The 25,521-nt window shown below is 68.1% G+C and carries 26 protein-coding genes; 15 read left to right on the top strand and 11 right to left on the bottom strand.

Annotation, left to right across the window (positions count from 1 at the left end; all coding sequences use genetic code 11):
* Positions 1 to 298: 298 nt before the first annotated feature.
* From topA to plsY, 4 genes are all read right to left on the bottom strand, one after another.
* Entirely contained in the window at positions 299 to 2,878 is a 2,580-nt protein-coding gene (gene topA, locus MF609_RS19120) for a type I DNA topoisomerase (RefSeq protein ID WP_242417671.1), read from the bottom strand.
* A gap of 92 nt (positions 2,879 to 2,970) precedes the next feature.
* Positions 2,971 to 3,621: a hypothetical protein gene (locus tag MF609_RS19125; protein WP_242417672.1), complete on the bottom strand. Its 651-nt coding sequence runs from the start codon at positions 3,619 to 3,621 to the stop codon at positions 2,971 to 2,973.
* A gap of 59 nt (positions 3,622 to 3,680) precedes the next feature.
* Positions 3,681 to 4,790 (bottom strand): DNA-processing protein DprA, encoded by a 1,110-nt coding sequence (gene dprA, locus MF609_RS19130; protein ID WP_242417696.1) that lies wholly within the window; start codon positions 4,788 to 4,790, stop codon positions 3,681 to 3,683.
* A 4-nt stretch (positions 4,791 to 4,794) separates the two neighbouring features.
* On the bottom strand, positions 4,795 to 5,361 hold the full coding sequence (gene plsY, locus MF609_RS19135; RefSeq protein WP_242417697.1) for a glycerol-3-phosphate 1-O-acyltransferase PlsY: 567 nt from the start codon (positions 5,359 to 5,361) through the stop codon (positions 4,795 to 4,797).
* 137 nt (positions 5,362 to 5,498) lie between these two features.
* Here plsY and murI point away from each other — a divergent pair, with 137 nt between their 5' ends.
* Together murI and hemA are read left to right on the top strand one after the other, a co-directional pair.
* Positions 5,499 to 6,296 carry a glutamate racemase gene (gene murI, locus MF609_RS19140; RefSeq protein WP_242417673.1) on the top strand — a complete coding sequence of 266 codons (798 nt, stop codon included), beginning with the start codon at positions 5,499 to 5,501 and terminating at the stop codon, positions 6,294 to 6,296.
* 209 nt (positions 6,297 to 6,505) lie between these two features.
* Positions 6,506 to 7,750, top strand: a complete 1,245-nt coding sequence (gene hemA, locus MF609_RS19145; protein ID WP_242417674.1) for a 5-aminolevulinate synthase — start codon at positions 6,506 to 6,508, stop codon at positions 7,748 to 7,750.
* 151 nt (positions 7,751 to 7,901) lie between these two features.
* Here the strand turns inward: hemA and MF609_RS19150 are convergent, their stop codons facing one another.
* The 3 genes from MF609_RS19150 to MF609_RS19160 all read right to left on the bottom strand — a co-directional run bounded on the left by MF609_RS19150 (position 7,902) and on the right by MF609_RS19160 (position 9,774).
* The gene (locus tag MF609_RS19150) at positions 7,902 to 8,717 is read right to left on the bottom strand and encodes a GGDEF domain-containing protein (RefSeq protein WP_242417675.1); all 816 of its coding nucleotides are present in this window, start codon (positions 8,715 to 8,717) and stop codon (positions 7,902 to 7,904) included.
* A gap of 108 nt (positions 8,718 to 8,825) precedes the next feature.
* Positions 8,826 to 9,305, bottom strand: coding sequence for a DUF3429 domain-containing protein (locus tag MF609_RS19155; RefSeq protein ID WP_242417676.1), 480 nt, complete (start codon positions 9,303 to 9,305; stop codon positions 8,826 to 8,828).
* Complete coding sequence (locus tag MF609_RS19160; RefSeq protein ID WP_242417677.1) at positions 9,298 to 9,774, bottom strand: hypothetical protein; 477 nt, start codon at positions 9,772 to 9,774, stop codon at positions 9,298 to 9,300. Before MF609_RS19160 ends, MF609_RS19155 begins: the two co-directional genes overlap by 8 nt.
* A gap of 71 nt (positions 9,775 to 9,845) precedes the next feature.
* Here MF609_RS19160 and rpiB point away from each other — a divergent pair, with 71 nt between their 5' ends.
* The 5 genes from rpiB (at position 9,846) to MF609_RS19185 (ending at position 13,686) form a co-directional block, all read left to right on the top strand.
* Positions 9,846 to 10,286, top strand: a complete 441-nt coding sequence (rpiB, locus tag MF609_RS19165) for a ribose 5-phosphate isomerase B (RefSeq protein WP_242417678.1) — start codon at positions 9,846 to 9,848, stop codon at positions 10,284 to 10,286.
* Positions 10,287 to 10,478: 192 nt separating this feature from the next.
* Positions 10,479 to 11,774: a serine hydroxymethyltransferase gene (glyA, locus tag MF609_RS19170; protein ID WP_242417679.1), complete on the top strand. Its 1,296-nt coding sequence runs from the start codon at positions 10,479 to 10,481 to the stop codon at positions 11,772 to 11,774.
* Positions 11,775 to 11,786: 12 nt separating this feature from the next.
* A complete protein-coding gene (locus MF609_RS19175; RefSeq protein ID WP_164516066.1) occupies positions 11,787 to 11,939 on the top strand; it encodes a hypothetical protein in 153 nt (50 codons plus the stop codon).
* Positions 11,940 to 11,996: 57 nt separating this feature from the next.
* A complete protein-coding gene (nrdR, locus tag MF609_RS19180; RefSeq protein WP_242417680.1) occupies positions 11,997 to 12,458 on the top strand; it encodes a transcriptional regulator NrdR in 462 nt (153 codons plus the stop codon).
* 181 nt (positions 12,459 to 12,639) lie between these two features.
* The gene (locus MF609_RS19185) at positions 12,640 to 13,686 is read left to right on the top strand and encodes a TrmH family RNA methyltransferase (RefSeq protein ID WP_242417698.1); all 1,047 of its coding nucleotides are present in this window, start codon (positions 12,640 to 12,642) and stop codon (positions 13,684 to 13,686) included.
* Positions 13,687 to 13,831: 145 nt separating this feature from the next.
* Here the strand turns inward: MF609_RS19185 and MF609_RS19190 are convergent, their stop codons facing one another.
* Entirely contained in the window at positions 13,832 to 14,137 is a 306-nt protein-coding gene (locus tag MF609_RS19190; protein ID WP_242417681.1) for a chorismate mutase, read from the bottom strand.
* Between the two features lie 497 nt (positions 14,138 to 14,634).
* Between MF609_RS19190 and rpsD the strand changes: the two genes are divergently transcribed.
* Both rpsD and MF609_RS19200 read left to right on the top strand, forming a co-directional pair.
* Positions 14,635 to 15,246: a 30S ribosomal protein S4 gene (gene rpsD / locus MF609_RS19195; RefSeq protein ID WP_242417682.1), complete on the top strand. Its 612-nt coding sequence runs from the start codon at positions 14,635 to 14,637 to the stop codon at positions 15,244 to 15,246.
* Between the two features lie 391 nt (positions 15,247 to 15,637).
* A complete protein-coding gene (locus MF609_RS19200; protein ID WP_242417683.1) occupies positions 15,638 to 16,318 on the top strand; it encodes a hypothetical protein in 681 nt (226 codons plus the stop codon).
* A gap of 90 nt (positions 16,319 to 16,408) precedes the next feature.
* On the opposite strand, the gene MF609_RS19205 is transcribed toward MF609_RS19200, so the two are convergent.
* Together MF609_RS19205 and MF609_RS19210 are read right to left on the bottom strand one after the other, a co-directional pair.
* Complete coding sequence (locus MF609_RS19205; RefSeq protein WP_242417684.1) at positions 16,409 to 16,957, bottom strand: septal ring lytic transglycosylase RlpA family protein; 549 nt, start codon at positions 16,955 to 16,957, stop codon at positions 16,409 to 16,411.
* A complete protein-coding gene (locus MF609_RS19210; protein WP_242417685.1) occupies positions 16,954 to 17,448 on the bottom strand; it encodes a hypothetical protein in 495 nt (164 codons plus the stop codon). The genes MF609_RS19205 and MF609_RS19210 overlap by 4 nt, the downstream gene beginning before the upstream one ends.
* 118 nt (positions 17,449 to 17,566) lie before the next feature.
* Here MF609_RS19210 and MF609_RS19215 point away from each other — a divergent pair, with 118 nt between their 5' ends.
* The 5 genes from MF609_RS19215 to fucP are packed head-to-tail and all read left to right on the top strand — an operon-like array spanning position 17,567 to position 22,105.
* Entirely contained in the window at positions 17,567 to 18,676 is a 1,110-nt protein-coding gene (locus MF609_RS19215; RefSeq protein WP_242417686.1) for an S-(hydroxymethyl)glutathione dehydrogenase/class III alcohol dehydrogenase, read from the top strand.
* A gap of 57 nt (positions 18,677 to 18,733) precedes the next feature.
* Complete coding sequence (locus tag MF609_RS19220) at positions 18,734 to 19,741, top strand: aldo/keto reductase (RefSeq protein WP_242417687.1); 1,008 nt, start codon at positions 18,734 to 18,736, stop codon at positions 19,739 to 19,741.
* Positions 19,738 to 20,469 (top strand): SDR family oxidoreductase, encoded by a 732-nt coding sequence (locus MF609_RS19225; protein ID WP_242417688.1) that lies wholly within the window; start codon positions 19,738 to 19,740, stop codon positions 20,467 to 20,469. Before MF609_RS19220 ends, MF609_RS19225 begins: the two co-directional genes overlap by 4 nt.
* Positions 20,466 to 20,810, top strand: a complete 345-nt coding sequence (locus MF609_RS19230) for an L-rhamnose mutarotase (protein WP_242417689.1) — start codon at positions 20,466 to 20,468, stop codon at positions 20,808 to 20,810. The genes MF609_RS19225 and MF609_RS19230 overlap by 4 nt, the downstream gene beginning before the upstream one ends.
* Positions 20,807 to 22,105 (top strand): L-fucose:H+ symporter permease, encoded by a 1,299-nt coding sequence (gene fucP / locus MF609_RS19235; RefSeq protein ID WP_242417690.1) that lies wholly within the window; start codon positions 20,807 to 20,809, stop codon positions 22,103 to 22,105. Before MF609_RS19230 ends, fucP begins: the two co-directional genes overlap by 4 nt.
* On the opposite strand, the gene MF609_RS19240 is transcribed toward fucP, so the two are convergent.
* The gene (locus MF609_RS19240; protein ID WP_242417691.1) at positions 22,096 to 23,931 is read right to left on the bottom strand and encodes an amidohydrolase family protein; all 1,836 of its coding nucleotides are present in this window, start codon (positions 23,929 to 23,931) and stop codon (positions 22,096 to 22,098) included. The genes fucP and MF609_RS19240 overlap by 10 nt on opposite strands.
* 74 nt (positions 23,932 to 24,005) lie before the next feature.
* On the opposite strand from MF609_RS19240, the gene dacB reads away from it, so the two are divergent.
* On the top strand, positions 24,006 to 25,409 hold the full coding sequence (gene dacB / locus MF609_RS19245; RefSeq protein ID WP_242417692.1) for a D-alanyl-D-alanine carboxypeptidase/D-alanyl-D-alanine endopeptidase: 1,404 nt from the start codon (positions 24,006 to 24,008) through the stop codon (positions 25,407 to 25,409).
* Positions 25,410 to 25,521 lie beyond the last annotated feature (112 nt).

Raw genomic sequence — 25,521 nt, forward strand, 5'->3', positions numbered from 1 at the left:
CATGTTCGGCCACCTCAAGATCAACCGCGCCAGAGCCACACGTTACGACCAGCTGGCCAGCAGCTTCCTCGGCATGGTCCACCTCGCCACCGCAAGATACTGGCTCAAATTTGTCCACGCCGCCTAGGGTCGCGTCTGCGAAAGCAGTCCCGTGACCAGCACAATATTGGGCGTCTTACCCTTCCCCTCCGTCATTCCCGCGAAGGCGGGAATCCATAAGCGCCAACGCCGGGGCAGGATCCGCGACGCTGGCGCTGATGGACTCCCGCCTTCGCCGGAGTGACGATGGTGCTGCGCGCTACGCCTTGGCCGCCGGCTTCTTCGCCGCAGCCTTCTTCGCAGGCGCCTTCTTGGCGGGTGCATCCTTCGCTGCCGCCTTTTTCGGCGCGGCCTTCTTCGCCGCCGGCTTCTTCTTGCCCTTGGCCGGGGCCGCCGCCGCGCGGTCGTCGATCAACTGGGCGGCTTCCTCCAGCGTCAGCGCATTGGGTTCGACCGATTTCGGGATCGTCGCATTGGTCGTGCCGTCGGTGACATAGGGGCCATAGCGCCCCTCCATCAGCCTGATCTCCGCTTCGGTGCGGGGATGCGCGCCTAGCACCTTCAACGGTTCCTTCGCAGCACCCCGCGCCGGACGCCCGCCGCCCGCCGCCGCTTCGGCCAGCTTCACCACCGCCGCGTTCATGCCGGTTTCGAACACGTCCGCCGTCGACTGCAACCGGGCATATTTGCCGGCGTGCTTGAGATACGGGCCATAGCGCCCGATCGCCGCCTCGATCGGCTCACCCGTTTCCGGATGGTTGCCGATGGTGCGCGGCAGGCTCAGCAGCTTGAGCGCCCATTCGAGGGTCAGCTCGCCGATATCCTTCGGAATCGACGCGCGCTTGGCGTCCTTGCCCTCGCCCAGCTGGATATAGGGGCCGAAGCGCCCCGACTTCCGCTCGACCTCCAGCCCGGTCTCCGGGTCCTTGCCCAGCCCTTCGGGACCGGCATCGCCGCCGTCATCCCCGCCCGGCTGCGCGAAACGGCGGGTGTATTTGCACTCGGGATAGTTGGAGCAGGCGATGAACGCGCCGAACTTGCCGCCGCGCATCGCAAGCCGCCCTTCGCCGCAATTCGGGCACAGGCGCGGGTCGCTGCCATCCGCCTTTTCGGGAAACAGGTACGATCCGAGGAACTGGTCCAGCTCGGCGGTGATGGCGCTCGGCTGCTGTTCCATCACCTCGGCGGTGCGTGGCTTGAAGTCGCGCCAGAAGGCTTCGAGCACTGCCTGCCATTCGGCACGGCCGCCCGATACGTCGTCCAACTCTTCCTCCAGCTCGGCGGTGAAGTCGTAGCCGACATATTTCTCGAAGAATCGTTCAAGGAACGCGGTCAGCAGCCGCCCGGTCTCCTCGGCGAAGAAGCGGTTCTTCTCGACGCGGACATAGCCGCGATCCTTCAGCACCTGGATGATCGAGGCATAGGTTGACGGACGGCCGATCCCCAGTTCCTCCAGACGCTTGACCAGCGACGCTTCGGAAAAGCGCGGCGGCGGCTGGGTGAAATGCTGTTCGGCGACCACGTCCTTCTTGGCCGGGGCATCGCCCGAGCGCAGCAGCGGCAGGCGGCGCGAATCCTCGTCCGCCGCATCGTCGCGGCCCTCTTCGTATAGCGCGAGATAGCCGGGGAAGAGCACGACCTGGCCCGTTGCGCGCAGGCCGGTCTGGCCGGTCTGGTCCTCCAGCTCGACGGCCGTCCGCTCCAGTCGCGCCGACGCCATCTGGCTGGCCAGTGCCCGCTTCCAGATCAGGTCGTACAGCCGCGCATGATCGCCCGATCCGGCACGGTCCTTCGAAAAGTCGGTCGGGCGGATCGCCTCGTGCGCTTCCTGCGCATTCTTGGCCTTGGTCTGATACTGGCGCGGCTTGTCCGGGACATAGCTGCCGTCATAGCGGTTGGCGATCGCCCCGCGCGCGGCATCGATCGCCGATCCGTCCATCTGCACGCCGTCGGTCCGCATGTACGTGATCGCGCCGTCCTCGTAGAGCGACTGGGCGATCCGCATCGTGTGGCTGGCCGAGAAACCCAGCTTGCGCGCGGCTTCCTGTTGCAGCGTCGAGGTGGTGAAGGGCGGCGGCGGGTTGCGCGTCGCGGGCTTCGTCTCGACATTGACGACGGTGAATCGGCCATCGACAACCGCCGCCTTCGCGACCTCGGCCGATCCGGCATCGCCCAGCGACAGCTTGTCGAGCTTCTTGCCCTTGAGCTTCACCAGCCGCGCATCGAACGGCGTGCCGTCGGCCTCCATCCGGGCAATGACCGACCAATATTCCTGAGCTTTGAAGGTCTCGATCTCACGCTCGCGCTCGACCAGCAGGCGCAGGGCGACCGACTGCACCCGCCCCGCCGACTTGGCGCCGGGCAGCTTGCGCCACAGCACCGGCGACAGCGTGAAGCCGACCAGATAATCGAGCGCGCGGCGCGCCCGATACGCATCGATCAGGTCGGTATCGAGGTCGCGCGGTGCCTTCATCGCCGCCAGGATCGCCGGCTTCGTGATCGCGTTGAACGTGACGCGCTCGACCTCCTTGGGCAGCGCGCGGCGCTTCTTCAGCACTTCCTGCACATGCCAGCTGATCGCCTCGCCCTCGCGATCAGGGTCGGTGGCGAGGATCAGGCGGTCGGCAGTCTTGGCCAGATCGGTGATCGCCTTCAACTGCTTCGTCTTGTCGGCGTACGTCTCCCAATCCATCGCGAACCCCTCGTCGGGGTTCACCGACCCGTCCTTGGGCGGCAGGTCGCGGACATGGCCATAGGAGGCGAGGACGCGGTAATCCGACCCCAGATATTTTTCGATGGTCTTCGCCTTGGCGGGCGATTCGACGATGACGAGTTGCATGATGTGGCGGTCGGTCCTTGTGCGTACGCGTACGAGAGTGGGGAGGCGGGGACCGCTACGTCAAGTCGCAGGTTGTTAATCCCGTATGACGGTCACGCCGCCATGCGGTCCGCCCAATCGTCCAGCGCCGCCCAACGCAACGCCATCGCGATATTTTCGCGGTGATCCAAAAAGCTGAACCGTTCTGGATCGATCCGTTTGCCCCGCACTAGGTCCCAGATCGGACTGTGCCCGGCGGGATCGTAGCGTCGGAACGGGCGGTCGTGATCGGCATGGTCCGGCGTGAGCGCATGGGATCGCGTGGCCTGACCGCGCCGTACCATACGATGCCGTTCCCCGGTCGGACCGTCAGTGACACCGGTCACGACCGAATGGGTCAGAACCCACAGCACCGTATCCTCCGGATCGATCCGATCGGAACCGACGATGCAACGGGTCAGCGTCGCGACCGGCACCGTGTGTTCGATGTGCACCGTCTGGCCCAGCGCCTTGGTGCCGCAACGATCGGCTTCGGGAAGCGCCATGAAGTCTTCGGTGCGATATAGGGCACCTGCGCAAAGCGTCTGTCCGCCGGCCTGCCAGCCAAACCGGTTATGCATGTGTCGGACATCGATGTTACGAATGTCGTTCTTGTGCAGCCGAACACATTGCGGCGTGCGAAGCGTCCGGCGAATCCGTTCGCCCTCGCGCTGCCAGAATGCTCGCGCCCTGTTACCCTCGGCGCGGGCCAGTTCAACCGTCATGCTATCCTCCAACCGTTTCGGCCAGCATGAGGACGCGCCCGGAAACAAACGGTTAAACGCTACGCCAGACTGACCCGCCCCCCGGCATGCCGCTCCAGCCGCCCGGCCAGTTCCAGTTCCAGCAGCACCGTCTGCACCACCGGCGTCGCGCATCCCGACTGCCGCACCAGTTCGTCGACCGCTACCGGCACCGGGCCGAGCAGTCCGGCGATCCGCGCGCGCTCCGCTTCGCTGGCGTCCGCCGCCACCGGTTCGGAGCGATAGGCCGCGCCGGGCGAACGTAGCGCCCGCGCGTCGATCGGGCGCAGCATTTCCGCGACGTCCGCCGCATTCTGCACCAACGTCGCCCCCTCGCGGATCAACGCATTGCAACCCTGCGCACGGGGGTCGAGCGGCGATCCGGGCACCGCCATCACCTCGCGGCCCGCTTCCCCGGCCAGCCGCGCGGTGATGAGCGACCCCGATCGGGGTGCCGCCTCCACCACCACCGTACCCAGCGCCAGCCCGGCGATGATCCGGTTGCGCGACGGGAAATGCCGCGCGAGCGGCTGCGTCCCCGGCGGCTGTTCGGCCACCAGCAGCCCACGCGTCGCAACGTCCTCCTGCAAGGCGGCGTTTTCCGGCGGGAAGACGACATCGATCCCGCTGGCGATGACGCCGATCGTGGCGTGGCCGATCGCTCCCTGATGCACCGCCGTATCGATCCCGCGCGCCAGCCCGGACACGACGCAATAGCCCGCCGCGCCCAGTTCCTCGGCCAGTCCCCGTGCGAAGCGACATGCCGCGGCGGACGCATTGCGCGCGCCGACCATCGCCACCATCGGTCGCGTCAGCAGCGACAGGTCGCCCCGCACGATCAGTGCGGGCGGCGCGCTGTCGATCTCCGCCAACAACGCCGGATAATCGGGATCGCCGAGCAGCAGATAGCGCCCGCCCAGCCCGCGAACGGTCGCGATCTCACGCCGGACGGCGGCGTCGTCGGCCAGCACCGGCGCGCGCCCGCCGCCGCGCGCCGCCAGCATCGGCAGCGCCTCGATCGCCTCCACCGCATCGCCATAGCGCTCGATCAGCGCGCGGAACGTGACCGGCCCGATATTCGCCGAGCGGATCAGCCGCAGCGCCGCGAACCGCGCGGCGTTCTGGTCGGCGGCACCGGCCCGCTCGACCATAGCCTCAGTCACGCTTGCGGCCGATCCTCGGCTCCTGCCCCGCCACCAGCCGCGCGATATTCTCGCGATGCTTCCACAACACGATCAGCGCGAGGCCGAGGAACAGCACCGCCAGGTCGAACCGCCCGACCGCCGCCGCCGCGATCGGCGCGGCCACCGCCGCCGCCATGCCCGCGACCGACGAAATCCGCACTATTCCCAGCAGCCCCAGCCAGACGATCGCATAGACGAGGCCCGCGATCGGGCTGAGCGCCACGACCACGCCCATCATCGTCGCCACGCCCTTGCCGCCGCGAAAGCGCAGCCACAGCGGATAGCAATGCCCGACGAACGCCGCCGCGCCCGCGACCAGCTCCTCGCCCGGGAACAGCGCTGCCACGATCCACACCGCCGCCGCGCCTTTCAGCAGGTCGAGCAGCAGCGTCGCCGCCGCCAGCCCCTTTCGCCCGGTGCGCAGCACGTTGGTCGCGCCGATATTGCCCGATCCGATCGCGCGCAGATCGCCCGCCCCGGCGATCCGCGTGAGCAGGATGCCCCACGGAATCGATCCGAGCAGATAGCCGATCAACAACGCCGCCACCGGCGGGAACCAGAGAATGTCGCTCGGCAGGATCGCCCCCGTAACTTGCCGTCTGTGAAGTTCAGGGTAAGGGGTTCGGCGGCGGCTTGCAACGCAGGCGCCGATGCCAGTGGAGTACCGAGACGACCATGGCCGATCCGGCGCAACCGATCCTGTTCTTCGATTCGGGCGTGGGCGGCCTGTCGGTGGTCGCGCCGACCGCCAGGCTGCTGCCGACCGCGCCGATCGTCTATGCCGCCGACTCGGCCGGCTTCCCCTATGGCATCCGCACCGAGGGCGAGATCGCGGCGCGGGTGCCGGCACTGCTCGGCCGGCTGGTCGAACGCTATCGCCCGCGCCTCGTCGTCATCGCCTGCAACACCGCCTCGACCATCGCGCTGCCGGTGGTGCGCGCGGCACTCGACGTGCCGGTGGTCGGCACCGTGCCCGCGATCAAGGTCGCGGCGGAACGGAGCAGGACTCGGGTCATCGGCGTACTCGGCACGCAGGCGACGGTGCGCCAGCCCTATGTCGACGACCTGACCACCCGCTTCGCCGCCGACTATACCGTGCTGCGCCACGGATCGGCGGCGCTGGTCGAACTGGCGGAGGGCGCGCTGGCCGGCACGCCCCCGCCGCCGGCAGCGATCGCAGCCGAGCTGGCCGGGCTGTTCGAGCAACCGGGCGGCGACCGGATCGACACGATCGTCAATGCCTGCACCCATTTTCCGCTGCTGGAGGATGCGATGCGCGCCGTCGCGCCGCACATCGCCTTCGTCGATGGCGGCCCCGGCATCGCCCGGCGCATCGTGGCGCTGACGGCGGGACAGGAATTGCCCGCAACACCGGTGCCGGGGCGGCTGGTCTTTACCCGGCTGGGCGAGCGCGAGCGGACGATCGCGGCGGGGCTGGAGTCGCAGGGATTCGCCTCGGTCGAGGCGCTGTAGCGCTGTTCTGGTCCGTCGCCCCAGCGCAGGCTGGGGCCTTCTGCGGCGAGGCGCGCGCTTCATCACCGGGAGATCCCAGCCTTCGCTGGGATGACGAAGGGGGGGGGGGGGAACCGCCCCCCCTTGGACAATATGTCCAACCCGGCCGATCACCGTAACCGCTTTTATCCGCTGGCAACCGCGCGCGCCAACAGGTACACCCCCGCCCCATGAGCATCGACGCAGTTCCGGCCCGCTCGGTCGATTACAACCGTGTCTTCGCACAGGCGATCGACCGCCTGCACGAGGAAGGGCGCTACCGCGTCTTCATCGACATCCTGCGCAACAAGGGGCAATTCCCCAATGCGCGCTGCTTCGCCGGGCATAACGGGCCGAAGCCGATCACCGTATGGTGTTCGAACGATTACCTCGCCATGGGCCAGCATCCGTCGGTGATTGCGGCGATGGAAGAGGCGCTGCACGATGTCGGCGCAGGGTCGGGCGGCACCCGCAACATCGGTGGCAACACCCATTATCACATCGACCTAGAAACCGAACTCGCCGACCTGCACGACAAGGAAGCGGCGCTGCTGTTCACGTCGGGCTATGTCTCGAACGAGGCGACGCTGTCGACGCTCGCGCGCATCCTGCCCGGCTGCATCATCTTTTCCGACGAACTCAACCACGCGTCGATGATCGCCGGCATCCGCCATTCGGGCTGCGAAAAGCGCGTGTTCCGCCACAACGACCTCGCCCATCTCGAGGAACTGCTGGCCGCCGAAGACCCGGCGGTGCCCAAGCTGATCGCCTTCGAAAGCGTCTATTCCATGGACGGCGATGTCGCGCCGATCCACGCGATCTGCGACCTTGCCGACAAGTATAACGCGCTGACCTATCTCGACGAAGTCCATGCCGTCGGCATGTACGGCAGGCGCGGCGGCGGCATTTCCGAACGCGACGATGCCGCATCGCGCCTGACGATCATCGAGGGCACGCTGGGCAAGGCGTTCGGCGTGATGGGCGGCTATATCGCCGCCGACCGCACCGTGATCGACGTCATCCGTTCCTATGCGCCGGGCTTCATCTTCACGACCTCGCTGTCGCCGGTGTTGGTCGCAGGGGCCTTGGCCAGCGTCCGCCACCTGAAGGCCTCACCCGCCGAGCGCGAGGGGCAACAGGCCGCCGCCGCGATGCTCAAGGCGCTGTTCACGCAGGCCGGGCTGCCGGTCATGGACACGACGACGCACATCGTGCCGCTGATGGTGGGCGATCCGGTAAAGGCCAAGCGGATCAGCGACATATTGCTGCGCGAATATGGTGTGTACGTGCAACCGATCAATTACCCGACCGTGCCGCGCGGCACCGAACGGCTGCGCTTCACCCCCGGCCCGGCGCATGACGAAGCGATGATGCGCGAACTGACCGCCGCGCTGGTCGAAATCTGGGGCCGGCTGGAATTGAAGAAGGCGGCCTGACCGCAAGATCCCCCCCGGCACGGGGAAGGGAACCGTCGCCGAAGGCGATGGTGGAGGGGGCTGGCCTCGCAACGCGACGTTTCGTAATACGCGGACCGCCCTCCCCACAATCCTGTGCACGCCCTCCCCGTGCCGGGGGGATCGCCGCAGGCTACATCTCCACCCGATTGCCGCCCGCCGCCATCGCCGCCTCGATCTTCGCGCGTCCCTCGCGCAGGATCGCGTCGATGTCGCCGACATGGTCCGACACCACCGCCGCCGACGCGGTGACCTTGCCGATCGACGCCCCGGTATCGCGCAACCGGAAGTTGCGCTGTTCCAGCAGGCCCAGCACCTCCTCGGCCAGTTCGCGGACGGCGGTAGCGGTCTGTCCGGGAATGGCGACGATGAATTCGTTGCCGCCCCACCGGATCGCCTCCTGCTCGGGAAAGATGCGCTTCAGCTTGGCGGCAAAGGCGTTCAGCACATTGTCGCCGACCGAATGGCCGAATTCGCGGTTGATCGCGACCAGACGGTCGATGCTGAACATCAGCACGACATGGCGTCGGTCCCGTTGCCCGATCTGTTCGAGGATGCGGCGCGCCCCCACCGGGCTGAGCGCATGGGTCAGCCGGTCATGCTCGGCGTCATCGCCCGCCCCGATCTGCGACAGCACCAGCGCGCGGAGCGCCGCGATCTGGTCGCGGAGCGCAGTCAGTTCGCGTTCGGTCGTCGCGACCCGGCTGGTCAGCGCCGTCGCATCGCCCGGAACCGCCCGCCGCTCGCGCAGTGTCGCCGCGATGTCCGCCGCCCGCGCCATGGTCAGCGCACCGTCCCGCTCGATCGCCCGGTCGACGTCTTCGGCCAGTAACGGGTCCGACTGGCGCAAATATACCAACGCCAGTTCGTAAAATTCGACGCTCGGCGTCAGCCGATGCTGCTCCAGAAAGGCCAGCGCGGCGCGGGCCTGCTCGAACGTTGTTTCCATGGTCGCAAATTAATCGACAAAATCAGGGATATCAACGCGATAAAGACTTGGAACGCATCGCACCAATCGTGAACTCTTCATTAGCCATATTGTCGAAACCCGACCCACCTACGGCTGGGCCAGCAACCCCGCCAGCAGGGTCAGCGCGGCAAGCCCGACCGACAGCGGGATGCGCAGCCGCATCCACCAGGGCGGGACATGCCCGGCCCGGACCAGCGCCATGTCGACCAGCAACGACCCCAGCAGCCCGGCGGCGACGATCGCCGCACCCGACACGACGGAGGTGAACAGCACCGCCCCCGCCGCCAGCGCAACCAGCGACGGCACGACCGCGACCGCCAGCCAGAAGGTAAGCGCGGCACCGCTCACCCGCGCCGCCGCCGCGCCCCACCACATGCCACCCAGGAAGCTCAGGATCAGCGCGGCATAGAATAGCGCCAGCGCGTTCGCCGCGCCGCCCTTCGCCGGGTCGATCAGCCGCCATGCGATGCCGATGATCGGCGGCAGCAACCCGGCATAGCCCAGCAGCAGCGCCGGTACCGGCGGCCGCACGCGCGCCGGCCCCGGTGCGGCCAGCGGATCAGTCACGGCAATAGCCCTCACCCGACTTGACCGTCAGGCAGTCCTTCTTGCCCGCCAGCCATTTCAGCCCCGTCGCATCGCCATCGCTCGGCCGCAGCAGCATCGTCTCGCCGTTCCGCTCGAACCGGATGCCCTCGGGCGTGATGGTGCCGGTATAGTTGCCCTTGTTGTCGAGGTCGTACTGCATCGCCAGCTTCACCTCGCCCTGCGCGGGGTCGGTGACGTTCAGGACCATGCCCTCGACCCCGATCCAGCGGCCCAGATAGTGATTGGCGCCGGGCGTCGCCGTGGCCGTCGCGCTGGGTGTGGGGGTCGGCGTCGGCGTCGGGCTGGGGGTGCGCGGCGGCACCGGGGCCGGCAGCGGCGTCGCGGCGCTGTTCTCGATATCGGCCTGGGTCGCCGCGCCCTCGCTGCGTCGCTCGTTCGCGCCACAGGCGGTCAACACCAACGCCGCCACGATGATCGTTCCACGCATCCGTTCATCCTTTCCTGCCCATCCGGCGACCGAGCCTAGCCTTGCCGCGTCCCGACCGCTAGAAGCACGCCATGGCCCGCATCGCACTCGCATCCGACCACGCCGCCCTCACGCTCAAGGCAGAACTCGCCACTTGGTTGCATGACCAGGGGCACGAAGTCGCCGACCTGGGGCCGCACGATACGACCAGCGTCGACTATCCCGACTATGGCTACAAGCTGGGTCAGGCAGTTGGCGGCGGCGAGGCCGATTTCGGCGTCGCGCTGTGCGGATCGGGAATCGGCATCTCGATCGCGGTCAACCGCGTCGCCGCGTGCCGCTGCGCTCTCGTGTCCGAACCGCTGTCGGCGTCGCTCGCGCGCGAGCATAACGACGCCAACGTCCTCGCGATGGGCGCGCGGCTGATCGGCAGCGAAATGGCAAAGTCCTGCCTGACCGCCTTCCTGTCCACCCCGTTCGGCGGCGACCGCCACCAGCGCCGCGTCGACAAGCTGGGCAACCCGCCCGCCTGATACCGCGCCGCACACGTCATCCCAGCGAAGGCTGGGATCTCCCCGTGGCAGGCACATCGATCACCGCGAGAGATCCCAGCCTTCGCTGGGGTGACGCGCACGGATGGCGACAAACCCGATTCCGCGGGTGGCAATTATGTGACGTCGGCAGTAAAGCGCGCGCGACCTCTTCTTCAGCGGGAGCCGCGCCCCATGACCGACCAGTTCCGCCCCGACGGTTTCTTCGAAACCACCCTTGCCGATGCCGATCCCGCCGTGTTCGCGGGTGTCGCCCACGAACTGGAGCGCGAACGCTACCAGATCGAGCTGATCGCATCGGAAAACATCGTGTCGAAGGCGGTGCTGGAGGCACAGGGCAGCGTCTTCACCAACAAATATGCCGAGGGCTATCCCGGCAAGCGTTACTATCAGGGCTGCCACCCGTCGGACGAGGTCGAGAGCCTCGCGATCGATCGCGCCAAGCAGCTGTTCGGCTGCGGCTTCGTCAACGTGCAGCCGCATTCGGGTGCGCAGGCCAACGGCGCGGTGATGCTGGCGCTGACCAAGCCCGGCGACACGATCATGGGCATGAGCCTCGATGCCGGCGGCCACCTGACCCATGGTGCCAAGGCGGCGATGTCGGGCAAGTGGTTCAACGCGGTCCAGTATGGCGTCGACCGGGAGACGCACCTGATCGACTACGATCAGGTCGCCGCCCTTGCGCGCGAACACAAGCCGACGCTCATCATCGCCGGCGGCTCGGCCTATCCGCGCCACATCGACTTCGCGAAGTTCCGCGCGATCGCCGATGAAGTGGGTGCGAAGTTCATGGTCGACATGGCGCATTTCGCCGGCATCGTCGCCGCCGGGCTGCACCCGACCCCGTTCGGCCATGCCGACGTCGTCACCACCACCACGCACAAGACGCTGCGCGGCCCGCGCGGCGGCATGGTGCTGACCAATGACGAAGCCATCGCCAAGAAGATCAACTCGGCGGTGTTCCCGGGGCTGCAGGGCGGCCCGCTGATGCACGTCATCGCCGCCAAGGCGGTCGCGTTCGGCGAAGCGTTGCGCCCCGAGTTCAAGGACTATATCCGCGCCGTCGTCGAAAATGCGCAGACGCTGGCCGCCACCTTGAAGGATCGCGGCGCGAACGTCGTGGCCGGCGGCACCGACACCCACCTGGCCCTCATCGACCTCACCCCGCTGGGCGTCACCGGCAAGGATGCGGACGAGGCGCTGGAGCGTGCGGCGATCACCTGCAACAAGAACGGCATCCCGTTCGACCCGCTGCCCCCGGTCAAGACCAGCGGCATCCGCGTGGGGTCGCCCGCCGGCACCACCCGTGGCTTCGGCAAGGCCGAGTTCACCGAAATCGGCAACATGGTCGCCGACGTCCTCGACGGGCTGCGCGCCAAGGGCGAAGCCGGGGACCCGCAGGTCGAGGCGGACGTTAAGGCACGGGTTCGGGCGCTGTGCGAGCGGTTCCCGATCTATCCGGGTCTGTAAGGAGTTCGAGAAATGCAGGACAAGTCGCTCGGCAAGAGCATGGCGAAATGGGGTGCCCTTGGTGCGGTCGTCGCCATCCCCGTACCGTTCGTCGGCCCGTTGATCGGTGCCGCCGCCGGCGCCGGCTATGCCTATTACAAGTCGAAGAAGCAGCCGCGCTACTAAGCCCGGCACCCCGCCCGCCCCGCCATCGGCGGGGCGGCGGGTTCAACAGGAAATGCGATGCGCTGTCCCTTTTGCGCCCATGAAGACACGCAGGTAAAGGACAGCCGCCCCAGCGACGATGGCGCCGCCATCCGCCGCCGCCGGCAATGTTCGGGCTGCGGCGCGCGCTTCACCACCTTCGAACGCATCCAGCTGCGCGACCTGACCGTCGTGAAGTCCGGCGACCGCCGCCAGCCCTTCGACCGCGACAAGCTGCTCCGCTCGGTCGCCACCGCCTGCCGCAAGCGGCCGATCACCTCCGCGCAGGTCGAGCGCCTCGTCTCGGGCATCCAGCGCCAGCTGGAGACCACAGGCGACAGCGAAGTGCCCTCGGGCCGGATCGGCGAACTGGTGATGGAGGGGCTGCAGGGCCTCGACCCGGTCGCGTACATCCGCTTCGCCAGCGTCTATAAAGACTTCCGCGAGGCGAAGGATTTCGAGGAGTTTGCGGGGACGGTCGGGGATGCGGCGAAGGGGTAGGTCCCCCCGCCTCCACCCACTCCGTTCGGTTCGAGCAGCTTCGAGCGAAGTCGAGAAGCGTCCGTCGAGAACGCGGCGAAAACCCGGCCGCCTGCCCCCCCCTTCCCCCCGTTCGGTTCGAGCAGTATCGAGCCTGTCGAGATACGACCGTCGAGAACCCGGTCGCCGAACCCCAAGGCTTATCATGTTCTACGTCTACATCCTGAAATGCTCGGACGGCACCTACTATACCGGCCACACCGACGACCTCGACCGCCGCATCGCAGAGCATCAATCGGGCACCTTCGAAGGCTACACCCATGACCGCCGCCCGGTCGAACTGATGTGGCACGAAACCTTCCAGACCCGCACCGACGCGCTGGAGCGCGAGGCACAGGTCAAGGACTGGCCGCGCAAGAAGAAGGAAGGGCTGTTCCGCGGCGACTGGTCGACGATTTCGACGGCGGCGAGTTCTCGACAGCCGCATCTCGACAGGCTCGATGCTGCTCGAACCGAACGGGAGGGAACTGTGAACAACCAGCCCGTCATCGTCCTCGTCCGCCCGCAACTGGGCCAGAACATCGGCAAGGCCGCGCGCGCCATGCTGAACTTCGGGCTGGTCGAAATGCGCCTCGTCGCCCCGCGCGACGGCTGGCCCAACCCCGAAGCCGGCCCGGCGGCCAGCGGTGCGGATCAGGTGCTGCGCGATGCCACCGTCTATGACACGGTCGCCGAAGCCGTCGCCGACTGCGCCCATGTCTATGCGACGACGGTCCGCAAGCGCGGCATCACCAAGCCGGTCGTCACCCCCGAAGCCGCCGCGCAGGCGATCCGCGCCGAACCCGGCCGCTCGGCGATCCTGTTCGGGCCGGAACGCTCGGGGCTGGAGACCGATGACGTCGCGCTGGCCCGCACCATCCTGACCGTGCCGATCAACCCGGAATTCGGTTCGCTCAACCTCGCCCAGGCGGTGATCCTCGTCGCGTACGAATGGTCCAAGGGCGAGGGGCTCGCCAGCCCGCCGACCGTCGACCTCGGCGTCCCCGCCCCGCATGAGGAGCTGGAGGGCATGATCGGCCAGCTGGACGACATGCTGGAGGCGGCCCGCTTCTTCTATCCCCCCGAACGCGCCGCGACCTCACGCCGGACGCTCAGGACGCTACTGACGAAGGCCGGCTGGACGTCGCAGGAGGTGCGGACGATGCGCGGCGTGCTGTCGGCGCTGGATGGGGCCAAGCGGCGGCGGTAGTACTGGAAATCCGTTCGGTTCGAGCAGCTTCGAGCGAAGTCGAGAAGCGTCCGTCGAGAACGCCGTCGTTTGAGGCACCCACTTCTCGACTTCGGTTCTCGACAGGCTCGAACCTGCGCTCGAAGCAAACGGGGGGTAGGTTAGATCACCCCCGCGTAGCGTCGAACCTGTTCAGCTCATACCCGATCGACGCCTCGACCAGCCGCTCCCACAGCTCGGCCACCACATCCTCCGGCACGCCCATCTCGACCGCCGCCGCCCGCGCATTGGCGATCACCTGTGCCTTGCGCCCCTCGTCGCGCACCGCGCCGCGCTCCGGCTTGATCCGCGCCGCCGCATCCATATACGCAAAGCGCCGCGCCAGCAGCGCGACCAGTTCGCGGTCGAGCGCGTCCACCCCTGCGCGGACTTCGGTCATGGTGGTGCAGTCGGGGCCGGGCAGGATCGTCATGGCTGCGCGTTGTAGCAATCGCGCCACCGCTGTCGATCCTTCCCTCATCCAAATGTCTGCGTTAGGCTTGCCCCATGTGAAATAGTAACGGAGTGCCGGTCGATGTCGCTACTTCTCCTGCTGGTCTCGGCCACTCTCCAGGCGCCGGTCCCCACGCCCTCGCCGGGCAAGCCGACGTCGGAACGTGAATGCCGCCGGGTTCCGAACCCGACCGGATCACGACTGGGACCGAAGCGCGAATGTCGGACGCCCGCCGAATGGGCCACGATTGACAGGGCAGGCGAGCAGGATGCCGATACCATGCGCCGGCGGACAGCGCGTCAGACCTATTGACGTCAGCTTGACTCCGAGGGTCGACCCGGCTAACCGCGCCGCTTCGCAATTCGGCCCCGCATTCCCGGTGAAGCGGTGGCCCCGATTTCGGTCGGAGGCGAAGACCGGGAGCCGCGATCGTCCCCGGACGGTCAAACGTCATACCAGATTGCATTGGATTTACGATGTCGAAGCGCTCCAGCGCCAAGTACAAGCTCGATCGCCGCCTTGGCGAGAATATCTGGGGTCGCCCCAAGAGCCCGGTGAACAAGCGTGAATACGGCCCCGGCCAGCACGGTCAGCGCCGCAAGGGCAAGATGTCGGACTTCGGCATCCAGCTGCGCGCGAAGCAGAAGCTGAAGGGCTATTACGGCGACGTCACCGAGAAGCAGTTCAAGCGCACCTACGAAGAAGCGTCGCGCATGAAGGGCGACACCGGTCAGAACCTGATCGGCCTGCTCGAACAGCGCCTCGACATGATCGTGTACCGTGCGAAGTTCGCGCCGACCGTGTTCGCCGCGCGCCAGCTGGTCAGCCACGGCCACGTCCGCGTCAACGGCGTGAAGTGCAACATCGCGTCGCGCCGCTGCTATGTCGGCGACGAAATCTCGCTGGGCACCAAGGCGCAGGAAATGGCGTTGGTCCTCGAAGCGCAGACCCTCGCCGAGCGTGACGTGCCGGAATATATCGGCGCCGAAGGCACCAAGGTCACCTTCACCCGCGTCCCGACGCTGGACGAAGTGCCCTATCCGGTGAAGATGGAACCGAATCTGGTCGTGGAATTCTACTCGCGCTGACGTCGCGCCGAGCCAAGGTCCAGCAAAGCTGGACCGAGGCAAAAACTCGGCGCGAGCGGCCGGCGGGGCCAAGGCCCCGACCGACGCGGGCTTTGCCCGCGGCGCTGGCAGAAACAAAATGGGCGGCCCCGCAAGAGGCCGCCCTTTCTGCGTCCTGGAACCGAGCGACCCGCGCGCCTCGCCGCAAAAGGCCCCAGCCTACGCTGGGGCGACGAGATATGATGGGAAGCAGACCGGTCATAGGCGGCAGGCGGCACGCCCAACCGGCCTCCCGGCCACAATCGTCATCCCAGCGAAGGCTGGGATCTCCCGGTTGCAGATACACCCCGCTCACCCTTTACCCCCACCTCCCCCCACGCGACACTTCCCGCGCCCCAAACCGCGAGGTCCCATGCGCCGCCTGCCGATCGCCATCATCGCCCTGTTCCTCGCCACCCCCGCGACGGCGCAGACAGCGCCGCTCCACGACAATCCCGAAATGGCAAGGATGTTCGCCGAGGATCAGGCGATCCGCGAGAATATGAAACCGGAATGGTTCAAGGACATGACCTTCGTCCGCAAGATGTGGACCGACGACGCCGCCAGACGCACGCGGACCCGCGCCCTGCTCGACGAAGGCAAGCTGACGACGGCGGAGGATTATTACGCCGCCGCCTTCGTGTTCCAGCATGGTGACAAGCCGGAGGACTATCTGCTCGCGCATAGCCTCGCCCTCGCGTCGGCGGCACGCGGCAGGAAGGAAGCCAGCTGGATCGCCGCCGCGACGCTCGACCGCTACCTGCAGAATATCGGCCAGAAGCAGATTTACGGCACCCAGTGGCGCGCGCAGGAAAACCGCCAACTGACCCGCGAGCCCTATGACCGCGCACTGATTCCCGACGCACTGCGCACCGCGCTCGGCGTCCCGGTACAGGCCGAACAGGACAAGAGGCTGGCGGAGATGCAGCCCGATAACCGCTTTCCTACAAAGCCGTGCCCCGGCAATATTGCACCGGGACCGACGCGCCCCCGCTCTTTGACATCGCCGCCACAACCAAACGCCACGCCGCGCGCAACTGCGTCACTAGTGTGAACTTTGTGAACTTTGGACCGCCGCTCCGCGCCCGGCGATACCCTGCGCAACCACGCCACTAGTGTGAACTTCGTGAACTTTGGCCCCGCGCTACAGCCCACTCGCCCGTAGCTGCGCCCGCAAATTCGCCCGTGTCCGCTCGTCCACCGGCGGCAATTCCCGCGCCGCCTTGCCCCGCCGCAGTCGCGCCCGGTCGCGTTCGTCGGGCGACACCGCCCGCACGCGCACCGGCACCACGCCCGCCCCGCGTACGCCCAGCGCCTCGGCCGCGCCCTTCGACAGGTCGAGAATCCGGCCCCGCCCCGTAAACGGCCCGCGATCGTTGACCCGCACCAGGATCCGCCGCCCGGTGTCGAGCGCGGTCACCTCGACATAGCTCGGCAGCGGCAGGGTGGTATGCGCCGCGCTCACCCCGCCGGGCCGGAACCGCTCGCCACTGGCGGTCCGCCGGCCCGACTCGCTGCCATACCAGCTGGCCATGCCCAGCATGTCATAGGTCGGGTCCGCTGCCGGCGTGTAGGTCGTACCTCGCACCCGGTACGGCGCACCGATCTTGACCGTCGCATCGCTGACCGGGCGATAATCGCCCCCGGCACAGGCCGACAGCCCCGCCGCCAGCAGGACCCAGGCGCGCTTCATCGCTGCACCGGGGCGGTCTTGATCGGTGGCAGGGGCGGTGGCGGTATCTGTATGTCCGGCATGGCCATGCCGTCCGCGCGGGTCATCCGCTCCCCGGTGCAGCGGAACGCCAACAGCCGCATCGGCTGCGTCCATGGACCCAGGATCGCCAGCACATCCTCGTCCTCGCGCAGGATCGTGATCCCGGTCGCCGTCGGATAGCGCCGTGTCGCCCGCGCCGCGATGGCGGTCAGCCGCGCCCGGCACGCCGCCGCATCGGCCAGAACGGCCTCCCCCCGGAACACGCCCTTGCCGCCGACGAACGCCGACCTGTGGGGCAGCGCCTCGATCGGCAGGGCCAGCGGCTTGCCCGCCGGCAGGAACATCATCTGCCCGGTACCGCCCGGCCGTACCGGCGGCGAATAGATCGCGGTCAGCGGCGCCGTACCGCCGCCCTCGCCCGCAGCACATCCGGCCAGCGACAGCATGACCGCAACGAACCCTCTGCGCATCGTTCCTCGCGTCGAACCCATCGTTCGGACGATAGCTGCTGCTGCCGCGCAACGATACCCACCCCCTTGCCGATACCCACCCGCGCCCGCTACCCCGCCCGATCAAAGGAGACGCCCCATGAAGACCCGCGCCGCCGTCGCATTCGAAGCCAAGAAGCCGCTGGAAATCGTCGAACTCGACCTCGAAGGGCCGAAAGCCGGCGAAGTCCTGATCGAGATCATGGCGACCGGCATCTGCCACACCGACGCCTACACGCTCGACGGGCTGGATTCGGAAGGCATCTTCCCCAGCGTGCTGGGCCACGAAGGCGCCGGCATCGTCCGCGAAGTCGGCGCGGGCGTCACCAGCCTCGCCATCGGCGATCACGTCATCCCGCTCTACACCCCCGAATGCCGCCAGTGTAAGTCGTGCCTGTCGGGCAAGACCAACCTGTGCACCGCGATCCGCGCGACGCAGGGCAAGGGTCTGATGCCCGACGGCACGACCCGCTTCAGCTACAAGGGCCAGCCGATCTTCCATTATATGGGCTGCTCGACCTTCTCGAACTTCACGGTGCTGCCCGAGATCGCGGTGGCGAAAATCCGCGAGGATGCGCCGTTCCAGACCAGCTGCTATGTCGGCTGCGGCGTCACCACCGGCGTCGGCGCGGTGGTCAACACCGCCAAGGTGCAGGTCGGCGACAATGTGATCGTCTTCGGGCTGGGCGGCATCGGGCTGAACGTGCTGCAGGGCGCGCGCATGGCCGGGGCGAACATGATTATCGGCGTCGACATCAACCCGGATCGCGAGGAATGGGGCCGTCGCTTCGGCATGACCCATTTCGTCAATCCGAAGGACGTCAGCGGCGACATCGTCCAGCATCTCGTCGCGCTGACCGATGGCGGGGCGGACTATACGTTCGACTGCACCGGCAACACGACCGTCATGCGCCAGGCGCTGGAGGCGTGCCATCGCGGCTGGGGTACCAGCGTCGTCATCGGCGTGGCGGAGGCAGGCAAGGAGATCGCCACCCGCCCGTTCCAGCTGGTCACCGGGCGCAACTGGCGCGGGACCGCATTCGGCGGGGCGAAGGGCCGGACCGACGTGCCGAAGATCGTCGACTGGTACATGAACGGCAAGATCGAGATCGACCCGATGATCACCCATGTCCTCAGCCTTGAAGAGATCAACAAGGGGTTCGACCTGATGCACGCCGGGGAAAGCATCCGTTCCGTCGTGGTATATTGACGTTTGATTTTGACAGGTGAAATTTCTTCGCGAATATAAGCGAAGAGAGGATAGGCAATGACGCACGGGCTGGTCCCTGCCAAGCTTGGCTTTGGCGGGGCCGCGATCGGTAACCTGTATCGACCGGTCGGCGACGACGCCGTCCGTACGACCATCGACGCCGCATGGGATCGGGGCATTCGCCGCTTCGATACCGCGCCGCATTACGGCTTCGGCCTGTCGGAACGGCGGCTGGGCGACGCGCTGGCCGAGCTTGATCCCGGTCAGCAGGCCTATGTCTCGACCAAGGTCGGCCGGGTGCTGCGCCCCGCCCCCGACCGCGACCTTGCCGCCGAGCGACAGGGCTTCGTCTCGCCCGAACCGGTCGAAAGTGCGTTCGACTATTCGCGGGACGGGGTACTCGCCTCGTTCGATGCCAGCCGTCGGCGGTTGCGCCGCGACCGGATCGACCTGCTGCTGGCGCATGATCTGGGTGCGATGACCCATGGTACGGACGCACCGGCGCAGATGGCGACCTTCCTCGACGGCGGCTATCCGGCGATGCGCGAGCTTCGCGACGCCGGCACGGTCGGCGCGATCGGCATCGGCGTGAACGAGATCGCGGTGTGCGAGGAACTGCTCGACCGAATCGACCTCGACGTCATCCTGCTCGCCGGGCGCTATACGCTGCTCGAGCAGGACGCGCTCGACACGCTGCTGCCCCGTTGCCTGGCGAGAGGCGTGCGGGTGATCGTCGGCGGTCCCTATAATTCGGGGATCCTCGCCTCGGGCACCGGACCGGACGCCCGCTATAACTACGGAACACCCCCGGCCGAGGTAACGCGCCGGGTCGATGCCATCGCCGCGATCTGTACCCGCCATGGCGTGCCGATGGCCGCTGCCGCGCTGCAATTCCCGATGGCGCATCCGGCCGTGACGGCGGTGATCCCCGGCATGGCCGATCCGGCAGAAGTGACGCAGGCCGTGACGCTGGCGACCCTGCCCCTGCCCGCGGCGCTGTGGACCGACCTGATCGATGCTGGCCTGATCCGCGCCGACGCCCCCGTTCCCAAGGAGACCGCATGACCCGCCTGTCCGGCAAAACCGCCATCGTCACCGCCGCCGCACAGGGCATCGGCCGCGCCGCCGCCGAACTCTTCGCCCGCGAAGGCGCGCGCGTGCTGGCGCTCGACATCAACGGCGACGCGCTGGCGACCCTGGCGGGGTGTGAACGGCATGTCGTCGACCTGATGGACGGACAGGCGATCAAGGATTTCGCGGCACGGGTCGGCGCGGTCGACATCCTGTTCAACTGCGCCGGCTTCGTCCATGCTGGCACGATCCTGACGACCGAGGAATCCGACTGGGACTTCAGCTTCGACCTGAACGCCCGGTCGCAATATCGCCTGATCCGTGCGCTGCTGCCGGCGATGATCGCGAACGGCGGCGGATCGATCGTCAACATGTCGTCGGTCGCCAGCCATGTGATCGCGGTGCCGGGCCGGTTCGTCTACACCGCGTCGAAGGCGGCGGTGATCGGCCTGACCAAGTCGGTCGCGCTCGATTTCGTGGGGTCCGGCATCCGCTGCAATGCGATCTGCCCCGGCACGGTCCAGTCGCCCTCCCTCGAAGAGCGCATGGCCGCGACCGGCGATGCGGAGGCCGCCCGCGCCGCCTTCACCGCGCGCCAGCCGATGGGGCGGCTTGGCCGGGCGGAGGAGATTGCCGAACTGGCGCTCTACCTCGCCTCCGACGCATCGTCCTACACCACCGGCGCGGTGCATGTGATCGACGGGGGCTGGTCGAACGCATGATCCGCGTCCTGACCCTCGACCTCGTCGACGATGCGGCGGCGATCGCCGAATATGAACGCTGGCACAAACCCGGCAACGTGCCCGCCCCCGTGCTGGCCGCAATCCGGGCTGGGGGGGTCGAGGAGATGCAGATCTTCCGTCTCCGCAACCGGCTGGTGATGACGATGACCGTGGCGCCCGGTTTCGATCCCGCCGGCAAGGCGCAAGCCGACGCCGCCGACCCCGAGGTCGCGGCATGGGAAGCGCGCATGGGCGAGTTCCAGCGCGCACTGCCCGATGCACCCGATGGCAGCCGCTGGACGCCGATGACGCCGATCTTCGCCCTGAGCGATCATCCGTGATCGCCCCCGCCGCCCCGCCCGCCGTCACCACTGCCGGGACCGGGCGGCGCTTCATCGCGCCGGGCTATGCCGCCGGCTTCGCGGTGGTGGTCAGCCTGTTCTTCCTCTGGGCGGTCGCGAACAATTTCAACGACCTGCTGATCCGCCAGTTTCAAAAGGCGCTCGACCTCAACCGTGCCCAAGCCGGGCTGGTCCAGTTCGCCTTCTATATCGGCTATTTCGTCATGGCGCTGCCTGCCGGGCTGGTGCTGCGCCGCTTCGGTTATCGCACCGGCATCCTCACGGGCCTGGGATTTTATGCAGCCGGGGCGCTGCTCTTCTTTCCGGCGGCGGAGACACGCGAATATGCCGCGTTCCTCGCCGCCTTGTTCGTCATCGCTGCCGGCGCGGCGTTCCTCGAAACCGCCGCCAACCCCTATATCGTCGCGTTCGGCGATCCGGCACGCGCCGAACAGCGGCTCAACCTGGCACAGGCGTTCAATGGCTTGGGCGGGGCCATCGCTCCGATCATTGGCGCGAAGTTCATCTTTTCCGGCGTCGAACATGACCGCGCGTCGCTCGATGCGATGGCCCCCGCCGCCCGCGCCGCCTATCGCGCGGCGGAGGCACAGATGGTGCAGCTGCCCTATCTGGTGCTGGCCGGCGTGGTCGTGCTGATCGCTATCGCCGTCGCGCTGGTCCGCCTGCCCGAAGTACCGCGCGACACCGGCGGCAACACGCTGCGGGGGCTGCGGTCGGTGCTGGGGGTCCGGGCACTGCGCTGGGCGGTGGCCGCGCAATTCTTCTATGTCGGTGCGCAGGTCGGGGTTTGGAGCTTCTTCATCGACGTGGTGAAGACGATCAGCCCCGCGACGCCCGAACGGCAGGCCGCCTATCTCCTGTCGATCAGCCTCGCGCTCTTCCTTGCCGGGCGGCTGATCGGCACGCTGCTGATGCACCGCATCGTCGCGACCCGGCTGCTCGCCGCCTTCGCCATCGCCAACATTCTGTTGATGCTGGTCGCAGCGCTCGGCCACGGCATGGTCGCGATCTACGCGCTGACGCTCAGCAGCCTGTTCATGTCGATCATGTTCCCCACCATCTTCTCGCTCGGCGTCCGCGACCTAGGGCCGCGCGCCCCGCTGGGCGCGCCGCTGATCGTGATGGCGGTGATCGGCGGGGCGGTGTTTCCGCCGCTGATGGGCTGGCTGAGCCATGGTACCGTGTCGATCCAGACCGCGATGCTGGTGCCATGCCTGTCGTTCGCGGTCGTGCTGGCCTTCGCCCTGACCGTGCCGCGCGCCGCTCAGCGGTAGAAGCGCACCTTCGCCAGTTCGAGCCATGCCCGCCCGCCCGGCTCGCCGGTCAGGCGGAAGGCGACGCTGCGCAAGGCGGTAAGGTCGAGCGGGGTGTCGCCACTGGCGAAGGCGCTGAACGGCAGGCGGATCTCGCGACGCTCGCCCGTCGCGGTGAACGAAGCCCGCCCCGCACGGCGCGCACCGTACACCTCGAAGGCCGCGCTATAGACCCCCGCCCCCCGCGCCTCGAACGCGATGCCGGCAAAGCCACGCGCATCGGCGACGTCGATCGCCCCCTTCGTCAGCGGTAGCACCAGCGCGGCGAACGGCCGGTCGGCGGCGCCCATCCGTGCCACCGCGAACAGGTGCCGGTCGTGCGGGCCATCGGAACGGACGATGTCGAGCCGACTGTGATCGGTCCCCGGCTCGGTGCTTTCCACCGGCAGCGTGTCGAGGTCGGTGCGGCCGTCGCCCCGCGCGCCGGTATCGATCGGGCCGGCCATGGTATGGGCCGGCATCGGCGTCGCTTCGGCCGCATCGATCCGCCGCCGCAGATCGTCCAGCGGCATCTCCCGCCCCGCGACGAACACGCGGCGGACGTCGTGCAGGTCGTCGATCGCGACATCGGGCCGTCCGCCGACCAGCAGCAGGTCGGCGCGTTGCCCGACCGCGATCCGGCCATGGTCGCGCTGTCGCAGGATATCCGCCGCCCCGCCGGTTGCCGCGACCAGTGCCTCGACCGGCGTCAGCCCCAGACGGCCGAGCAGCCGCGTCTCGCGCACCGCGCTCGACCCGTGATAGACCCCGCCGATCCCGGCATCGGTGCCGACCCCGATGCGGATACCCGCCGCGTGCAGCGCGCGGACATTGGCCTGCATGATGGCCCAGCGCTTCGATTCCAGTTCCGGGATCGCCTCGACCGGGCGGGCCATGCGCGCCGCCTCCGCCGCCCGTTCCGGTGCGGCGAGGTTTCGCCATTCCAGCGGCACGAAGGTCCGGTCCTGCTGCGGTTCATACACCACCAGCGTCGGCACATAGGCGACGTTCTTCGCCTTCATCAGCGCGATCAGTTCGGCATCGACCGGCGCATCGCCGATACCGTGCCCCAGCGCATCGACCCCGGCGGCAGCGGCGATCTTCGCGCCCGCCAACGTCACCGTATGGGTGATGACCGGCAGGCCCGCCGCATGGGCGTCCGCAACGATCGCACTGAGCGTCGGCACGTTCATGCTGGCCAGATCGGGCGAGCGGCCATAGCGCCAGCCGTCGGCAAACACCTTGATGACGTCGGGCCGGTACGCCAGCGCGGTCTTCATCGCGACATGCGCCGCGCGGGGCGTCGTGGCGGTCAGCGTGAAGAAACTGCCCCAGCCATATTCGGTGCCATGCCCGCCCGGGACGCCCAGCCGGATGGCGAGGTTCAGGCGCGGCGTCGGGATGCTGCCTTCGGCGGCGATGGCGCGGATCGGCGCAAGCATCTCGCCCGACAGTGAAAAGTCGTTGGCATTGGTGATGCCGTTCGCCAGATGCGAAGCCCAGGCCTTGCCCAGATCGTCGGGACTGCCATAGCCCGACGCACGCAGATGGGTGTGCAGATCGTGCAGCCCGGGCAGCAGCGTCAGCCCACGCGCATCGATCACCCGCGTGCCGCGCGGCCGCTTCAGATGCCGCCCGACGCCCATGATCCGGTCGCCGACCACCAGCACGTCGCCCGGCACCGCCGCCGCCCCGGTACCGTCGAACACCCGCGCGCCCCGGATCAGCACTGCCGTCTCCCTCCCGGCCTGCCGGTCGGCGGCGATCAGCAGCAGGGGCAGCAGCGCGAGCAAAAGGCGATGGAGCATGACTCCATATGTACCGGCTATACCGCGCCCGTCCAACGGTTGCGCCGCCATGGGCACCGCGTAGGATAGCCGCCATGCAGACGATAAAAGCGATCATTATCGGGATGGCAGGCGCAATGCTGGTGGCCGCCGCGCCCGACCCGGCGGTGGACGCAGCGGTGCGCGCGGCCCTTGCCAAGGCACCGGCCGGCACCCGGTTCGGCATGGTGGTGCGCGATGCGGCAGGCGTCGAACAGGTCGCGATCGAGCCGGACCGGCGCTTCGTACCCGCTTCGAATACCAAGATTTTCACGACGCTGGCGAGCTTTGCCACCCTCCCGCTCGATGCCGCCGACGATGGCGGCGCGGGGGTGCGGATGGAAGGGCGCGACGTCGTGCTGGTGGGCGCAGGCGATGCGCGACTGTCGAGCGCGGCGGACTGTCGGGTCGATTGCTTGTCGACGCTGGCCGATGCCGTGGCCGCCAGGACGCGGGTGGTGGGCGACGTGATCGGCGACGACAGCCGCTTTCCCGACCAGCGCTGGTCGCCCGGCATGGGGTGGAACAACATGGCCGGGCGCTATGGCACCGCCGCTTCCGCGCTGACGCTGGACGACAACGAACTGGCGGTTACCGTCACCGCAGAGGGCGACCGCGCGGTGGTCGGCGGGTCGGATTATTACTGTGTCGACAACCGGATACGGGTCGGCAAGACCAACGACGTGTCGTTCGACCGGATGCCGGGCAGCGACGTGCTGCGGCTGTCGGGAACGGTCGCGCCGGGGCCGGGCGTGACGGTCAGGACCGGGGTCGAGGACGCGGCGCATCATGCCGCCTGGACGTTGGCGAAGTTGCTGCGAGAGCGGGGTGTGCGGGTGACCGGGAAGGTCGGGGTCCGGCACCGGCCGCACCGGGCGGAGGAGGACGGCGCCGTCGTCGAAGGTGGCACGATGCCACCGATGTTGGCGCGGGTGCAGCCCGCCCCCCTGATCGAGGACATCGCGATCACCAACAAGGCCAGCCAGAACCTGCACGCCGAACTGCTGCTGCGCCGGATCGGACGGGTGCGCGGCGGCGGGTCGATCGGCGACGGACTGAAGCGGGTCGAGGGGATGATGGCGGCGGCCGGCGTGCCGCGCACCGCGTGGGACCTGTCCGACGGATCGGGCATGTCGACCTATAACCGGGTCACGCCACGCGCGATGGTGACGCTGCTCACCTGGGCACAGGCGCAGCCCTGGGGCGCGCGCTGGATCGCGACGCTGCCGGTCGGCGGAGTCGACGGGACGCTGTCGCGCCGGTTCAAGGACACGTCGCTGGCCGGGAAAGTCCATGCCAAGACGGGCACGCTGAGCGGTGTGTCGGCGCTGGCCGGCACGATGACCGCGGCGAGCGGTCAGATGCTGACCTTTGCGCTGTACGCCAACGACAATCCCGACGGCACCTCCGCCACCCCGGCGATGGACGCCGCGCTGCTGGCCGCCGCCGCCGCGCTATAGCCGGACGTTATGGCGTTCCCATAAAATTTGGGCGAGTGTTACCGTAACGCTACGGTTCCGTGAAAACTTGCCGAACGCCCCCTTCCGCACCGCGCCGCTTTTGTTGCTTACT

The organism is Sphingomonas panni (genome assembly GCF_022664435.1).
GTDB lineage: Bacteria > Pseudomonadota > Alphaproteobacteria > Sphingomonadales > Sphingomonadaceae > Sphingomonas > Sphingomonas panni.

Bases quoted from the DNA above. Each gene is read 5' to 3' on its own strand.
- MF609_RS19210 (WP_242417685.1), bottom strand. From the start codon at position 17,448: ATGCGCAGAGGGTTCGTTGCGGTCATGCTGTCGCTGGCCGGATGTGCT.
- MF609_RS19220 (WP_242417687.1), top strand. From the start codon at position 18,734: ATGACGCACGGGCTGGTCCCTGCCAAGCTTGGCTTTGGCGGGGCCGCG.
- MF609_RS19230 (WP_242417689.1), top strand. From the start codon at position 20,466: ATGATCCGCGTCCTGACCCTCGACCTCGTCGACGATGCGGCGGCGATC.
- MF609_RS19240 (WP_242417691.1), bottom strand. From the start codon at position 23,931: ATGCTCCATCGCCTTTTGCTCGCGCTGCTGCCCCTGCTGCTGATCGCC.
- MF609_RS19160 (WP_242417677.1), bottom strand. From the start codon at position 9,774: ATGCGTGGAACGATCATCGTGGCGGCGTTGGTGTTGACCGCCTGTGGC.
- dacB (WP_242417692.1), top strand. From the start codon at position 24,006: ATGCAGACGATAAAAGCGATCATTATCGGGATGGCAGGCGCAATGCTG.
- MF609_RS19200 (WP_242417683.1), top strand. From the start codon at position 15,638: ATGCGCCGCCTGCCGATCGCCATCATCGCCCTGTTCCTCGCCACCCCC.
- MF609_RS19125 (WP_242417672.1), bottom strand. From the start codon at position 3,621: ATGACGGTTGAACTGGCCCGCGCCGAGGGTAACAGGGCGCGAGCATTC.
- MF609_RS19190 (WP_242417681.1), bottom strand. From the start codon at position 14,137: ATGACGATCCTGCCCGGCCCCGACTGCACCACCATGACCGAAGTCCGC.
- topA (WP_242417671.1), bottom strand. From the start codon at position 2,878: ATGCAACTCGTCATCGTCGAATCGCCCGCCAAGGCGAAGACCATCGAA.
- MF609_RS19215 (WP_242417686.1), top strand. From the start codon at position 17,567: ATGAAGACCCGCGCCGCCGTCGCATTCGAAGCCAAGAAGCCGCTGGAA.
- MF609_RS19205 (WP_242417684.1), bottom strand. From the start codon at position 16,957: ATGAAGCGCGCCTGGGTCCTGCTGGCGGCGGGGCTGTCGGCCTGTGCC.
- MF609_RS19175 (WP_164516066.1), top strand. From the start codon at position 11,787: ATGCAGGACAAGTCGCTCGGCAAGAGCATGGCGAAATGGGGTGCCCTT.
- MF609_RS19225 (WP_242417688.1), top strand. From the start codon at position 19,738: ATGACCCGCCTGTCCGGCAAAACCGCCATCGTCACCGCCGCCGCACAG.
- hemA (WP_242417674.1), top strand. From the start codon at position 6,506: ATGAGCATCGACGCAGTTCCGGCCCGCTCGGTCGATTACAACCGTGTC.
- dprA (WP_242417696.1), bottom strand. From the start codon at position 4,790: ATGGTCGAGCGGGCCGGTGCCGCCGACCAGAACGCCGCGCGGTTCGCG.
- rpiB (WP_242417678.1), top strand. From the start codon at position 9,846: ATGGCCCGCATCGCACTCGCATCCGACCACGCCGCCCTCACGCTCAAG.
- rpsD (WP_242417682.1), top strand. From the start codon at position 14,635: ATGTCGAAGCGCTCCAGCGCCAAGTACAAGCTCGATCGCCGCCTTGGC.
- MF609_RS19150 (WP_242417675.1), bottom strand. From the start codon at position 8,717: ATGGAAACAACGTTCGAGCAGGCCCGCGCCGCGCTGGCCTTTCTGGAG.
- glyA (WP_242417679.1), top strand. From the start codon at position 10,479: ATGACCGACCAGTTCCGCCCCGACGGTTTCTTCGAAACCACCCTTGCC.
- murI (WP_242417673.1), top strand. From the start codon at position 5,499: ATGGCCGATCCGGCGCAACCGATCCTGTTCTTCGATTCGGGCGTGGGC.
- nrdR (WP_242417680.1), top strand. From the start codon at position 11,997: ATGCGCTGTCCCTTTTGCGCCCATGAAGACACGCAGGTAAAGGACAGC.